The sequence below is a fragment of the Bradyrhizobium sp. CCBAU 51745 genome, from assembly GCF_028128715.1.
Taxonomy (GTDB): Bacteria; Pseudomonadota; Alphaproteobacteria; order Rhizobiales; family Xanthobacteraceae; genus Bradyrhizobium; species Bradyrhizobium manausense.
The window spans coordinates 1-13,241 of sequence record NZ_LBJP01000059.1 but is presented as its reverse complement, the minus strand read 5'-3'; the positions used below and the strand labels follow the sequence as shown (position 1 = coordinate 13,241).

At 59.2% G+C, this 13,241-nt stretch carries 12 protein-coding genes; 8 read left to right on the top strand and 4 right to left on the bottom strand.

Annotated elements, in window-relative coordinates; all coding sequences use genetic code 11:
• Positions 1–43 precede the first annotated feature (43 nt).
• Positions 44–1,129, top strand: a complete 1,086-nt coding sequence (locus tag XH98_RS14345; protein ID WP_271618986.1) for a hypothetical protein — start codon at positions 44–46, stop codon at positions 1,127–1,129.
• Here the strand turns inward: XH98_RS14345 and XH98_RS14340 are convergent.
• Positions 1,120–2,097 carry a ribose-phosphate diphosphokinase gene (locus tag XH98_RS14340; RefSeq protein WP_271618985.1) on the bottom strand — a complete coding sequence of 326 codons (978 nt, stop codon included), beginning with the start codon at positions 2,095–2,097 and terminating at the stop codon, positions 1,120–1,122. The two genes, XH98_RS14345 and XH98_RS14340, sit on opposite strands and share 10 nt — an antisense overlap.
• A gap of 82 nt (positions 2,098–2,179) precedes the next feature.
• Positions 2,180–2,746 (bottom strand): HPF/RaiA family ribosome-associated protein, encoded by a 567-nt coding sequence (locus tag XH98_RS14335; protein ID WP_271618984.1) that lies wholly within the window; start codon positions 2,744–2,746, stop codon positions 2,180–2,182.
• 94 nt (positions 2,747–2,840) lie between these two features.
• Between XH98_RS14335 and XH98_RS14330 the strand changes: the two genes are divergently transcribed.
• From XH98_RS14330 to XH98_RS14310, 5 genes are all read left to right on the top strand, one after another.
• Positions 2,841–3,494 (top strand): DUF2267 domain-containing protein, encoded by a 654-nt coding sequence (locus XH98_RS14330; protein ID WP_271618983.1) that lies wholly within the window; start codon positions 2,841–2,843, stop codon positions 3,492–3,494.
• 16 nt (positions 3,495–3,510) lie between these two features.
• Positions 3,511–4,167 carry a dienelactone hydrolase family protein gene (locus XH98_RS14325; protein ID WP_271618982.1) on the top strand — a complete coding sequence of 219 codons (657 nt, stop codon included), beginning with the start codon at positions 3,511–3,513 and terminating at the stop codon, positions 4,165–4,167.
• Complete coding sequence (locus XH98_RS14320) at positions 4,116–4,625, top strand: YbhB/YbcL family Raf kinase inhibitor-like protein (RefSeq protein ID WP_333931941.1); 510 nt, start codon at positions 4,116–4,118, stop codon at positions 4,623–4,625. Before XH98_RS14325 ends, XH98_RS14320 begins: the two co-directional genes overlap by 52 nt.
• Positions 4,626–4,748: 123 nt before the next feature.
• On the top strand, positions 4,749–5,156 hold the full coding sequence (locus tag XH98_RS14315; RefSeq protein ID WP_271618980.1) for a universal stress protein: 408 nt from the start codon (positions 4,749–4,751) through the stop codon (positions 5,154–5,156).
• 60 nt (positions 5,157–5,216) lie between these two features.
• A complete protein-coding gene (locus tag XH98_RS14310; protein WP_271618979.1) occupies positions 5,217–5,753 on the top strand; it encodes a flavin reductase family protein in 537 nt (178 codons plus the stop codon).
• Between the two features lie 54 nt (positions 5,754–5,807).
• Here the strand turns inward: XH98_RS14310 and XH98_RS14305 are convergent, their stop codons facing one another.
• Positions 5,808–5,999: a hypothetical protein gene (locus tag XH98_RS14305; RefSeq protein ID WP_271618978.1), complete on the bottom strand. Its 192-nt coding sequence runs from the start codon at positions 5,997–5,999 to the stop codon at positions 5,808–5,810.
• A 216-nt stretch (positions 6,000–6,215) separates the two neighbouring features.
• On the opposite strand from XH98_RS14305, the gene XH98_RS14300 reads away from it, so the two are divergent.
• Entirely contained in the window at positions 6,216–6,740 is a 525-nt protein-coding gene (locus XH98_RS14300; protein ID WP_271618977.1) for an Hsp20/alpha crystallin family protein, read from the top strand.
• 185 nt (positions 6,741–6,925) lie between these two features.
• On the top strand, positions 6,926–8,011 hold the full coding sequence (locus tag XH98_RS14295) for an SbmA/BacA-like family transporter (protein ID WP_271618976.1): 1,086 nt from the start codon (positions 6,926–6,928) through the stop codon (positions 8,009–8,011).
• Between the two features lie 139 nt (positions 8,012–8,150).
• Here XH98_RS14295 and XH98_RS14290 read toward each other — a convergent pair whose 3' ends face one another.
• Positions 8,151–10,871, bottom strand: coding sequence for a cation-translocating P-type ATPase (locus XH98_RS14290; protein ID WP_271618975.1), 2,721 nt, complete (start codon positions 10,869–10,871; stop codon positions 8,151–8,153).
• Positions 10,872–13,241 lie beyond the last annotated feature (2,370 nt).

Genomic DNA, 13,241 nt, shown 5'->3' with positions numbered 1-13,241 from the left:
CGGTGTCAAACCGTCTCGGTCCTTCGTTTGGCAATAAACCGCTATGCTGGATCGCCAGAACGAAGTTTCGACCAGGGATAACGTCAGCATCTCTTCCCTTGCCCGCAAGATCGCCTTTCTGAGCCGCGTCGAGAGCTACACCCCCGCTCCCGACCGCCTCCAGACACGCGAGACCCATATGTCCTTGGTCTTCATGAACGGCGCGCGGGTCTACAAGCTCAAGAAGCCGGTGCGCTTTCCATACCTCGACTTTTCGACCTCGGCACGACGCAAGGCGGCGTGCGAGGCGGAAGCCAGCCTCAACCGGCGGCTTGCGCCCGACGTCTATCTGGGTGTCGTGCCGCTGACCGAGAGTGCCTCAGGGTATGCGATCGGCGGCTCCGGGACGATCGCTGACTGGCTCGTTGTGATGCGCAGGCTAAACGAGGACGAAACGCTCGAGGCCAAGCTGCGCACAGGCACTGCTCGCTCTGCCGACGCCGAGCGGCTCGCGGCGCTTTTCGCAGGCTTCTACGCGCATGCCGCGCGCGTCTTGGTCGCGCCACAGACCTATCTGGCTTCGCTGTCCGAAGCTGCCGTCCTTGATTGGCAAATGCTGCTAAATGGCCATTTCGACCTGCCGCGTGGCAAGATTTTACGTATCGGGTCCATTCAACGACGGTTTCTCAAACATGGTGCTCGACTGCTGGCTGACCGGGTTTCCCGAAGGCTCGTCGTCGATGGCCACGGCGACCTGAGACCTGAGCATATCTGGCTCAGCCCTCCATTCCCAATCATCGACTGTCTCGAGTTCAACTCCCGCTTGCGGGCGAACGACGCCTTGGACGAGATCGCGTTTCTGCACCTGGAATGCGAGGCGCTCGGCGCTCGCTGGTTCGGCGATGCGGTTCGGCAACGCCTTGCGCGAAGGCTGCACGATGACCCGGCAAGCGGCATCTTCTTGTTTTATCGAATCGGCCGGGCGATGCTGCGCGCCCGCCTTTCAATTGCGCATTTGATCGATCCGCACCCGCGCACACCGGAAAAGTGGCCGCACCTCGCGCATGCCTACCTCGCCCTTGCCGAAGCCGACGCCAAGCGGCTCGAACAGCTCCTCGCCCGCGGATCGAGCAGGACTCGTCAGGCTTGATACATCAACAGATCGGCCAGAGACTCGTTGCAATGCAGCCGCCGGATGGCATCGGCCAGCAGCGGTGCCGCCGAAATCACTTCAAGCTTTGCAAGCACCGGCCCCGGAGGCAGCCGGAACGACGGAACAGTGTCCGTGGTGATGATGCGGTCGATCGACGCATCGGCGAGCGCTGTTTCCGCCCCCGGCATGAACAGGCCATGGGCCACGCACGCGATGACTTGTCTCGCTCCATGCGCCCGTGTCGCTTTAGCCGCACGGACAAGGGTTCCGCCGCTGCTGATGAGATCGTCAACAACCACGCAAAACGCCTCAGACACCTCACCGGCAAAAAGGTCGCCCGACACACGGCCAGAGCTACGATGCTTCTCGACGAACGCCTTTCCGACCGGTTTCTGTAACGCTTTCTCGAGCGCTTCGCGCAACAGATCGGCTCGCTTGCCACCACCCAGATCGGGCGAGACGATGCTGATCGGCCTGTCGCCCGCCATCGATTTGATCTTTCCGATCAGCAACGGCGCTGTCGTGAGTGCAACGGAGGGACAGCGAAACGCGTTTTCGAAGGCAGCCTCGTTATGGACATCGAGGGTGACGATCCTGCTCGTGCCGACCGCCTCAAATAGAGATGCCAGATACCGTATGGTCACGGGATCGTTCTCTTTCGTTCGACGATCCTTTCTCGCATAGCAGAGATAGGGCGCGACCGCGGTCACGTTGGCTGCACCCGCATCTCTCAACGCACCGATGAAAAAGAGCAGACGGCAAAGCTTGTCGTTCGGACTCTCGACGGGACCTCCGTGAAGGCTGTGAACGACGTAAACGTCGTGACCGGCAACCGTATCGAGCGGACGGATCTTATGTTCGCCGTCTTCAAAGCTGCGCTCCTCATGAGCTGCAAGCTTGCAGCCCAATGAGGTAGCGACTTGCCCGCCCAACTCAGAACTTCCATGCAGAGCGAACAGGCGCATTCGATCACTCCTCGACAAAACGCCGCGAGGCATCCAGCTACTATCCATCGTTGCGCGCTACCAATTCGCCATCTGAAGCCACCTATACGCGCATGCTGTGTCCGCTGAGAACCCTGACCGTGCTCGCCTGCGGCCCCTTCTCGCCCATCTCCTCGTGATAGCTGACGCGCGCGCCCACGGCGATGTTCGCGCGGTTCTCCAGAACACTGTGGCAATTGAAATAGATCTCGTGGCCGTCGGCGGCCGCGAGAAAGCCGAACTCACCGCTTGAATCGATCCGTAGCACGGTCCCAACCGGTTGCTCTTCATGAACCTTGGTCTGACCGCTCATGACGCGAACCTGGTCCTGCAACTGCCGTCGCGCGCGCTTGAATGCATCATCCACCGCAAAGGTCAGATCCGCGTACCGTTCGTCTTCCCTGGGCGTCCGTCCGACATCGACCTCGCGCCCTTCGGGAAGGGCGAGCCGGATGCTCACCTGATATTGACCGCCCACCTTATGACGATCGCCGGGCCCTCGCACAATGACGCGCCCCGCTGTCGCTCGACCGTAGCGCTTTTCCAGCTCGGAGATGTGCTGGTCAATCGAAGCTTGCAGCACCGAGGACGGGGTCAGGTTTTCGAATTCGATTCGAGCCGGAGTTTGCATGATCTTGCTCCTCAGATAAGGCGGGCGATCTGAGCACGTCGTACTCCCACAGCATTGCGCGAAATCAATCCAGCGTGATGCCTCCAAACTGGCCTTGATCTCCGTCAACAAGCCGCAACGCCTGTTCTGTCATTTGTTCCATTGCGTGGATCCCCCCAAACCCACACCACGCAACCACCGCCGCCGCCGCCGCCGGGGCGCCCCAACTCCGGCGGCGTTCCTTTTTGCTCCCGCTCGCGCCGAAGTTTGCGGCACATCAAAGCAGGCCGGCGCAAGGCTGCAATTAATTGACGGCCTGTCTCTGACCGGGAGCAATACGATGAGCACGTCAACGGGTGTGACCGCTTTGGACCATACGATCCAGGAAGCGAATATTTGGCTCAAGGCAATCGACGAGCAGCTGGCTCTGGAAGACCGTCATCAGGCCTACAGCGCATTACGAGCAGTCCTGCATGCGCTGCGCGATCGGCTGCCGCCAGAGGTTGCCGTCAAGCTAGGGGCTCAGCTGCCGATCATGGTGCGCGGTATCTATTATGAAGGCTGGCACATGGCAGCAACACCGACCAAAGAACGGCACCTCGAAGAATTTGCGGCGCATATCGTCCGAGAGCTTCCTCCTCATTTTCCTATCAATCCGCTCACGGCAGCTCGTGGCGTCTACGAGGTCCTCTGGGAAAAGCTCGATCCGGGCGAATTCGGGAAGCTGATGGCCCACCTGCCGACCTCGCTGCGAAATCTACAGGGCTGACCGAAGGGAGCAAACCGTGCGATCCCATGACGTTTCCATTCCGCCGTTTGGACTCCCGGGAGGACTGTGTGTCCCTGGCAATCCGCGCGGCCTGATCGTCTTCGCGCATGGCAGCGGCTCGAGCCGGTTCAGCCCGCGGAATACTGCGGTTGCGGAAGCACTGAACGAACGCGGTTTCGCAACGCTGCTGTTCGACCTTCTCACGCCACAGGAGGAGCAGGATCGCTCCAAGGTGTTCGATGTCGGGTTGCTGGCTGGGCGGCTGGTGGCGGCAGTCAATTGGCTCGAGGGCCAGACGCGGGCCATCGCCAGCCTTCCTGTCGGATTGTTCGGGGCCAGCACCGGTGCAGCGGCCGCCCTCACTGCGGCCGCACGTCTCCCCGATAGCATTGCTGCAGTGGTCTCGCGCGGCGGACGTCCGGATTTGGCCGGCGAGGCCCTGCCGCTTGTCCGGGCGCCAACCCTGTTGATCGTAGGAGGCTCCGATCTCGGCGTTATCGAGCTCAACGAAGGGGCGCTCGCCCGTCTTCGTTGCCCCAGGGCGCTCGCAATCGTTCCTGGCGCGACGCACCTGTTTCCCGAGCCCGGCGCCATGGAAGCGGTCATCGAGCATGCTGGTGGATGGTTCGAGCGATATCTGCAAGCTCCGGGATCAGTCCGCGCCGCCAGTTAGGAGGACACATGAGACTCCTCTCAAAAGCCTTCGCCGATGGATCAGCCATTCCGCGACGGTTCACATGCGACGGGGACAATGTGTCCCCTCCGCTTGAGTGGTCAGGTGCGCCTCAGGGAACGCGCAGTTACGTCCTTCTCTGCGATGACCCGGATGCTCCAGGCGGTACCTGGCATCACTGGGCGGTCTACGACATTCCGCCCAACCAAACTGGCCTCATCGATGGCGCGGCCCAGAAAACCAGCCAGAAGCAGGCCACCAACGATTTCCGAAAGGTTGACTACTGCGGACCATGTCCTCCGCCCGGACATGGTGTCCACCACTATCATTTTCGACTGCTTGCGCTCTCGACTGATCATGTACGGGTCCAGGCAAATCCGTCATGCCGTGAGGTCGAACGAGAGGCCCGCAAGTCTACGCTGGGCGAAGCTGTTCTCGTCGGCTGGTATCAGAGGTAGTCCAGACGTTCAGTCACGACGGCTGATCCGAAGGCCAATGAGCTGGATCAGAACGGAACGGGTCTACTCAGACCAATGTTATTTAACTAAACTAAGGAAGCCCTGGATGACCAATATCATGTCATGGTGGCAACCGACGGATCGAGCGGAGGAAGCCGTGCCGTCGATATGGCAATAGACCTCGCCAAGGCGCTGGCCTACGATCTTCTGATCGTGACGGTCGCCGATCGCCTCTTGGGAGAAGAGGTTCGGCAGCTGCCTCACAACGGAGCCACCGCGGGCGATCTCCTGGAAGCCTTGACCGGACAGACATTGAGGGCGGCGGAAGCCCGCGCGCGTGAGCATGGTTTGTCTCGGATCGAAGTTCAGACATGCTGGGGTGACGTGACCCAATGCCTGATCAATCTCGTCAGCAGCCGGTCGACTAGAATGCTTGTTGTAGGTCGGCGCGGACGCGGCCAGTTGGCGGGCTTGTTGCTCGGCAGCGTCTCCCAAAAGCTTGTGAGCCTTGCTCCTTTTGTTGTCCCCTAGGGCCGGATCTACGACGAAGTCGAACGAGCTCTGAGCCTAATCGGAAGGATCGCGGTCGGGATGGTCTTTCGACAACGGGCACTTTCAAAAGTTTACCAGCTGATCGAGCCCGGCCCTGTCGTTCTGCTGACGACGGCCAGCCGCGGACGTCCAAATGTCATGACCATGTCGTGGCATATGATGGTGGAATTTGAACCGCCGCTCATCGCCTGTGTCGTTAGCGAAGCCAATTTTAGCTTCGCCGCTCTTCGCTCAACCGGAGAGGCCGTGATTGCAATTCCCTCACGCGGCCTTGCGGACAAGGTCGTCAAAGTCGGCATTCGCTCCGGCCGCACCAACGACAAGTTCAAGCGCTTCGGCCTGACCCCTCTGCCCGCGAGGCTGATCCACGCGCCCCTGATCAAAGAGTGCTTCTGCAATCTCGAATGCCATGTGGCTGATACCCGCATGGTGCGACGTCACAATCTATTCATTCTGGAGGTGGCGCACTCATGGATCGACCCTGCCCAAAAGAACCCGAAGGCGCTTCACCACCGCGGATACGGGCTCTTCACCATCGACGGCGCCACGCTAAGAGCGAAGTCAAACATGAGGTAATCGCGCGATTGACGACGAGGGTTGCCCAGACATCCCACGCCGCGGGAACGACGCTCAGCGGTACCAGCAATGCCCGTGCCGGCAGACGCGTTGGTGGGGATAGATCCAGTGAGGGCCCCAGCAGGAACGATACCAGTGATAGCCGGTCTCACCCAACCGATAGCAGCCAGCCACCGCGCTAGTGGGTGCTGCCGCACCGACCGCTATGATCAATGCGGCCGCGGCGATCATGACCAATTTAGGCATTCCATTCTCCTCGAAGTGTCCAGAGGCGACGTATTTGTGTCTGTGAGCGATGTCGCCCGCGTTGACGTAAATCAACGCACAGGTACGTCTCCTCGGGCCTAATTTCATGGCCTCTTTTGACAATACCTGCGGTCGGCGAGTTCAGCGTTGAAGAACCATCAGGTCATCGCGCAGCGCCGCCAATTGAAGGGGCGCTAACAACAAAGGAGATTGATCATGGCGACTGAAACGAAACTTCCCGTTACCAAGAAGCCCAGCGTTCCGACGCTCGTTGAGGACACGTGGCGCCCGTTCGGAGCACTGAGGAAAGAGGTCGACCGTCTGTTCGAGGACTTCGGCGAATCGTTCCTGCGACAACCGTTCCGCTCTCTCGCTGGACTTGAGCGCGCCTGGCCGGCCAAGCTCACCGCCACGCCGGCGGTCGACGTTGCTGAAACTGACAAGGGCTACGAGATCACTGCCGAGCTGCCGGGCCTCGATGAAAAGAACATCGAAGTGAACGTTGCCAATGGCGGCCTCACCATCAAAGGTGAGAAGAAGGAAGAGAAAGAAGAGAAGAACAAGGACTACTACGTCTCCGAGCGGCGCTACGGCGCGTTCGAACGGTATTTCGCGTTGCCCGAGGGCGTCGATGCCAGCAAGATCGAGGCCACGTTCAAGAACGGCGTCCTGAAGGTCGCGCTCCCGAAGACTGCGGAAGCGCAGAAGCCCGCACAGAAAATCGAGGTCAAGGCAGCGTGAGCTGTCAGTCAAGCGATCGCGGAGCTGCAGCATAGCGGCTCCGCACGCCATGATCGGCCTCTCGGTAAGCCTCATGCAGAACGGACGCGGCAATTTTCAATAATGAGAGCTAGCCCGAGTCGAGTAACCACGACTCCAAAGTCTTCGCGACGTTACGCGCCAAAGGCATTGCAACAAGCACAAAGATGCTGAAAACGACATATCTCGTTCCGGAAGAGAAAGAGCTCTTGCGGCGCTTCTGGCAAAGCGCTTCCGGATACTGGCGCGGTCCATCGGCTTGGCGAGCTTGGCTTTTGGTGATCTCGCTGGTGGCCAACGTCATCTTGCAGCTCCTAACGCAATATGCGCTGAATTTCTGGAACCGCGATTTCTTCGATGCCATCGGCCGGAAGGATCAGGCGGAGCTCGCGTTTCAGGCGTTCCGATTTGTGCCACTTGCGGCGGCGAGCGTCGCTCTGACCGTGTACTCAGTGTGGGCGCGCATGACCCTGCAGCGCTCTTGGCGCGCGTGGCTGAGCAGTCGGCTCTACGATTACTGGCTGCAGGATGATCGCCACACCATGCTGAGACTCATTCCCGGAGACCACGACGCTCCCGAGTATCGCATTGCCGAAGACGGAAAGATTTCAACCGATTTACCGGTCGACCTCGTGATTGGTCTTCTCCAGTCGCTGCTCACGATCGGGACGTTTATTGGAGTACTCTGGTCAGTCGGGAATAGCCTGACAATTGTGCTTGGCAAATTCGTCTTGACCATTCCCGGATACCTGGTGCTTGCGGTGATTGCATATTCGGCACTGCTCGCGATTGGAATCTGGCTAACCGCCGGTAGACTGACGCGAGTCATAGAAGAAAACAAACGCACGGAGGCCGAATTGAGAGCGATCGGAACTCATGTTCGCGAGAGCGGCGAAGGGAAAGCTCTACTCAACGCTAGAACGAATGGACGGCATACTGTTGGGGCGGCGTTGAAAGCAGTGATTGGCGTCTGGCGCATTTATTGTTGGCAACTGATGCGAATGACCCTGGTCACCTACTCCGGCCTTCTGATCACTCCGGTTATCGGCCTCCTGCTATGCCTTCCAAAATTTCTTGCTGACGCGATGACGCTCGGCGAGGTGGTCCAAGCGGCGGCCGCATTCGTCGTCGTACAGACAGCATTCAACTGGTTCACGGACAACTACGCCAAATTGGCCGAATGGGCCGCTTCAGCCAACCGGGTCGCTTCGCTCCTACTTGCGCTGGACAGGATTCCCGTACCTCGGCCATGAGGGCCTGCCTGGGCCTACTGCCGAGTTGACACACGTAGGCCATCCAAGCCGCATCGCAGGTCCAAACCCAACGGCGCATGCGGGGGTGATGCGAGATGGTCGAGGCATCTCCTCGGCCGATCAACGCTGTAAGCCGAAATCACATTTCGCATGAGGACGGAGTGGGCCGATTGAAAGCCATGCCAAGCTTTCTGCGGATTAGCCATTTGCGCGCTTCCTCCAGGACAAGCATCAAAACCGCGATTGGCCCGATCAAGGCCCAGAATGCCCCGGGCACTGGTAAGGTCTGCAACAAGGCATTTCCGACAGCCGTATAGTTGAACAAGACCAACAAAATGATCTCGAGCAGAACCCCGAGAAGAATAAGCCGATTGTCGAATGGTTTCATGGCGAACACCGATCGAACAGAGCTGCGACAGATAAATACGTTGACGATCTGCAGAACGATGATCGCGCTCAGACAGGCTGTCGTCGCCTGCACGTAGCGCGGATCGTCGGGGGCAAGCGCTTGGCCCCACTTCCAGGCTCCGAGCCAGAGCACGATAAAGAACGCCGCCATGGCGCCCGCCGCCTCGATCACACCGAGAAACAGATAGGCCCGCACCGCGAGAGGCAGGTTGAGCAGGCGTTCGGTCTGTTTTCGCGGAGGCAACTCCATGATGGAGGGACTCGCGGACTCCACGCCGAGGCCCAGCGCCGTGAGCGAATCCGTCGCCATATCGATCGACAGAGCCTGGATCGGCGTTAGGGCCAGGGGGATTCGGAACAGTCCAAATGCAAGAAAAGGTACGAGCTCGGCCACGTTGTGGACAAGGACGTAGACAAGGAACTTGCGGATGTTGTGAAAAATCATCCGACCTTCCTGGATTGCGGTAACGATGCCGGAGAAGTTGTCGTCGAGGAGGATCATATCGGAGGCCTGCTTGGCAACGTCAGTCCCGCTCAAGCCCATCGCGATGCCGATGTTGGCGGATTTAAGCGCGGGCGCATCATTGATGCCATCGCCGGTCACCGCGACGATGTGGCGCTTCTGCTTGAGGACCTCGACAATGCGCAGTTTTTGATCCGCACCGACGCGTGCGAACATAATCTCCGGCTCATCCAGCGCAAGCCCGAGGTCAGCGTTGGAGAGCTCCTGCAACTGCCGGCCTGTGACAACTCGTGCCGACGGGGATCGGGCAAGCCCAATCTCCCGCCCGATCGACCGAGCGGTGTCAGGATGATCTCCCGTCACCATGATGACTTTGATGCTTGCCTCTCGGCAGCGCGCGATGGCATTGGGCACATCCGGCCGCGGAGGGTCTTCCAGGCCAACCAGGCCCAGGAAGGTCATGTTCCGTTCGAACGAGGAGCGGTCGGTCTCCGCCGGTAAGTTCTGCATCGCATAGGCGAGCACCCGCTGACCTCGGCCGGCCATGGCTTCCTGCGCGGCGACGATCTGCCGGCGAAGTGCAGGATCGAGCGCAGTGGCCGTCGGCGAGCCAAAGACGCTCTGACAAAGCGAGAGGATCAGTTCGGGAGCGCCTTTACAGTACAGCAGTTTCTCGGAACTGGTTTCGTAAACTACCGAGTGCCGCATTCGATCGGAGTCGAATGCCATCTCGTCGATGCGACGAAAGGAATTGAGTTTCGGCAAGGCCTCGCATCCGACCTCAACCAACGCCCGCTCCATCGGATCGCCATCCCACACCGTGCCCCGCTCGGTCTGCATTTCCTGCAAATGGTGCGTCAGTGCCATCGCGGTGAAAAACTCCGGTTCGCATTCGGCCAGCGCAGAATTGTTGTCCCGCTCTGTAACCTGATAGGTTTTGAAGCCGACGAACATCTCTCGCACTCTCATCCTGTTCTCCGTGAGGGTGCCGGTCTTGTCGGTGCAAATCACGGTGGCTGAACCGAGAGTCTCCACGGAGCTCAAGTGACGTATTAGAACCTTTCGGTTGGCGAGACGTTGAGCGGCGAGGACGAGCGCCAATGTCAGCGTTGGCAACAACCCTTCGGGCACCATGGCGACAATGATCCCGATCGAGAAGATCAAGTCGCGCCAGAATGGGATGCCGATCGCGGCTCCGACCGCAAAAAAGCAGGTGCCGATGGCAATCGCCAGCGCTGCGATTAGATGGCTGAGGCGCGCCAGTTCCCGCCGCATCGGGGAGACGCCAGCGCTGCTGATCTGGGTCAGATTGGCGATCTTACCCAATTCGGTGTGTGCGCCCGTCGCGAACACGACACCGCGACCGGAGCCCGAGACCACGGAAGAGCCGGCCAGCACGACGTTCTTGCTGTGCGACAGTGCAAGCTCCTCGTCCGGCTCTGACACCCGGATCTTGGGCAGAGACTCTCCGGTAATTGTCGCATCGTTAATTCTGAATTCGGCGACGCTGATGAGCCGGCAGTCCGCAGGCACGCTGTCTCCCGCTTCGAGCAGAACGATGTCCCCGACGACCAGATCTTCCGCCGAGATTGCAAAGAACCTGTCGTCCCTCAAGACCTTCACTTGCTGCGGAAGGAGCTTGGCGAGCGCGGCAAGCGTCTGTTCGTTTCGATATTCCTGCCAGAATGAGAAGAAGCCGCTGATGAAGATGACGAGTATGATCGCATAGCCGATACGTGCCATGCCCTCGCCCGGGCTACTGGCTTCGGCAAGGAAGGCGAGCGCAGCGGCGATCCAAAGGATGATCGAGAAAAACTGGAAGAATTCTCCAACGAGCCGCAACGGCCAGCTTGTGCGCCTCAGCCGTTCGATCCGGTTGGGCCCAGTTTCGCGGAGTCGCCTTCCCGCCTCTTCAAGGTCGAGCCCCTGTGGCGTGCTTCCGAGACTGGCCAATGCCTCGTTGACGGGCAGGAAGACAATGGAAGCCATGGGCGCACTTGCAAAACGTTTGTTGCGTCTAGGACGCCAATATCTCCTGGATATGAGCCCTTGGCATTTGACACACGTCAATTGTCATCGAGTTGCCTCCCCCGCTCGCGGTGGATGGGTCTTGGGCAAGCACCGCTGCAAGTCCTGGCGAGTCAACTGAAGGACGGACTTCAGCCGGAGCGACGCCTGCTGGCGAGCCATACAGGGACATGTTCGGTCGCTCGAATGGACGGTTTGCGCCAATAGCTGCCCTCCCGGCGACGTCGCAGTTTGGACCCTCAACGGACATTTCCGGCGGGTGTAACCCCAGTGTCCCAAAGAATGTCGCGGTGTCATATTCGGTCGCAATCATGGCCGGAAAGGCGCATAGCTGAAACATCATCGGCAACGGCTCTGTCCGTAGGCGCCGGCGGCTGAGAGACCGATTGCGCTCCCGCCTGCACAACCCGGGAGCGCAGCCATGCTAGTACGGTGCGGAATCTGCCGTCCGTCCAAACAAGAAATCGACGAATTAGAACGCTTTCGAGAGATCGTCAGGGAAACCCGAGAGATCCTCATGCGATTTCCTGTGCCCGACACGTTCCTCGGGAGAAAAACACAAGAGCCTTTCCCACGCGAGACCCAAATGGTCGCCCGTAAGATTATTCCGAATGATTCACATAGGTAAGTTCCCGAATCCGGAACGAGGTGCTTACTTGCGGCATCCCTTCGTGACGGGGAAGTCTCAATGCCTCATCGTATGTATCGCGCGTTAGAACGGGATTGCCAAGTGCAGGCTGCCCTTACACAGCACAAAGAAACGAGAGAAGAACTCGAAAAAATGCAAAGGGAGTACAAAGTCATTTCCGATTGGCTAGAGCGCCAACTGCCGAAGGAAGATCGGCGCCCTGATGTGCAATAGGTGCATCAGCATCGACAAAGAGCTTGCCGCCCTTGAACATCGCCGGCCCCTGATAGACGATCAGCTAGCGCTGGCCTTAATCGCTGAAGTCGTCAAGGCGACGTCGCAGTTTGACCCTGGCTGCTCTCTAATTCCGGGCGTGAGGTCAAGCTCTCCTTGAACATCCTTGCCGGGTCCATGGTTCTCTCCGCGGTAGGGGCGTGCCCTCCGCATGATGGCGTAAGATGACGTTAGCGGATCAATGTGTGAAGCGCGCTTCTCGAGCAACGCAAAGCCAGGGGCGATCTCACCAACGCGGCGATCGCCATACTACTTATACGTGAATTCGGCCGTTCAGCATTGTGTGGCACAGGGACTTCCGAATGGGTGTTGCTTTCGATTAGGCGCCCCGGACGCGATCGTCATAGCTTGTTGCACACGAATGCCGCGGGGCGCCGATCCATCTCGGTTAGCTCGTCGCTGCGCCATCCAACCGCGCCAGCCCAGCCTCGATCACGACAATGTCTTCCTCGATTTGCCGGATAGCACTTGTGCAGTCGATCCCAGTACACGCGTTGAGGTCTGCGATAAGTTCCGGCGCTCTATCCGAAGCTCATCGAGAGCCTTCCGGTCCTTGAGAGAAACGTAGCCTTCCACGATCAGCCCAATAGCTGCTGACATCTTCATTCGAGCCTTATTTATGCTCTCAAGAGCAATTGCGCGCCCTGAGTTCGTCTAGAACAACGCGCCTCCGCAACTCGTGCGCAGTGGCCGTCAAATGGGAGCCAACGATCAACCCGAGCCGCCTTAATTTCAGGAGAGCAACGGCGTCACACAGCTCGATAGAAAGCCCGGCTCCCAATATCGCAATGGCGCGTTGCTCCTCCGCGTTGAGATCAGTCCAGGAGATGCCCTCCGTCGCCGGCTTCAAATTATCCATGGGCCCTCAAAACCCAAACGCGTGCCTGATTTGCCGCAGCATAGCTATAGCCGCGTCGGTGTACCGACCGTTGGTTAGGTAGTGATCCACCTGCGCTGTGCTAATCAGCGCGACAAGTGCTACTGCGAAGCCCTTAAACATTGGGCCTGTCCTGAAAGAGACCGCCAACCGGGCGTGTCGAAATATTAGACCGTTCTTAGAATGCGCTGCCGCATATGGCGACGACCCATATGTAAATGGTGACAGTGACTAGTAACCAGTCCCTTAACGAGCGCGATGTCTGGTGCACGATCTGCGCGTCGTAGGCTGAGGCGAAGGCTCTATAGGAGATCGCCGCTGGATGATCGGCTTGAAATCGGGATGTACGGGGCCGAGAAGGAAAGTCGACGCAGCAGCGTGATTGTCCGCTTGGCCCACAAGAAGCGGACCAAGCCGGAGGGACCAGTATGTACGCGATGGGCCATGTGTGGACGTATATGGACCCCGCCCGATTGCAACGACCGGCTTGATCAGGATCGACGATCACAACTGCTGACGTATATCCGGCTTC